Genomic DNA, 1,076 nt, shown 5'->3' on the forward strand with positions numbered 1-1,076 from the left:
GCCGCGCCGGTGACGAAGGACAGCGCGAAGTGCCTTGTGCGTCGGAAATGTTTTGCGCGAAGGAAGGGATAGGTCACGAACGCTTCTCCTCGCGCTTGGTGGTCGCAGTGTCCTTGACCAGATAGCCCGTCACCGAACGCTTCTTCTCGAGCCATTTTTGCGCAACAGCGCGAACCTGCTCGGCGGTCACCGCGCGAATGCGGTCGGGCCAGCTCCTGATGTCCTCGATCGACAGGCCCGTGGTCAGCGCGCCGCCATACCAGCGCGCCAGCACCGCCTGGTTGTCCTGGGCGTAGATCGCTTCCGCGATGAGCTGGGTCTTGACCCGCTCGAGATCCTCGGCGCGGATCGGGTTCTGCGCGATGTCGGCGATGACGCCGTCGACCGCCTGCTCGACCTCGGCGAAGCCGACGCCGGGTTTCGGCGCGGCCGAGATCGCGAACTGCGTCGGGTCGAGCGAGATGCTGGAATAGCTGGCGTTGGCGGAGACCGCGAGCGGCTTGTCGACGACGAGGGCGCGGTAGAGATAGGAATTGCTGCCGCTGCCCATCAGCTGCGCGAGCACGTCGAGGGCCGCGCTCTCGCCGGCCGCAGCCGTGGTCGCCGAGGGAACGAGATAATAGCGCCGCAGGCTCGGCTGCTCGACGCGCGGGTCGGCCAGCGTGACGCTGCGCGGTGCCGCCGGCTCCGGCTCCTGCGGACGGATGCGGCGTGCCGGGATCGCGGGCTGGGCGGGGATGGAGCCGAAATTGCGCTCGACCAGCGGACGGATGTCGGCGGCTTCGACGTCGCCGGCGATCACCAGGATCGCGTTGTTCGGCGCGTAGAAGCGGCGGTAGAAGGCCAGCGCATCCTCGCGATCGAGCTTCTCGATCTCCTGATGCCAGCCGATCACCGGCCGGCCATAGGGATGGTTGAGATAGAGCGCGGCCATGATCTGCTCGTTGAGCCGCGCGTCCGGATTGTTGGCAACGCGCATGTTGTACTCTTCGAGCACGACGTCGCGCTCGGGCAGCACGTTCTCGTCCTTGAGGATCAGACCGGTCATGCGATCGGCCTCGAACTCCATCATGGTC

1 protein-coding gene is annotated in these 1,076 nt (G+C 66.7%); it reads right to left on the reverse strand.

Going from position 1 to position 1,076, the window contains the following annotated elements:
- Positions 1-73 precede the first annotated feature (73 nt).
- A partial coding sequence (locus tag XI08_RS09955) for a M16 family metallopeptidase (protein ID WP_271574277.1) occupies positions 74-1,076 on the reverse strand: 1,003 nt, incomplete at its 5' end.

This window comes from Bradyrhizobium sp. CCBAU 11361, from assembly GCF_028128935.1.
In the GTDB taxonomy this organism is placed as follows: Bacteria; Pseudomonadota; Alphaproteobacteria; order Rhizobiales; family Xanthobacteraceae; genus Bradyrhizobium; species Bradyrhizobium niftali.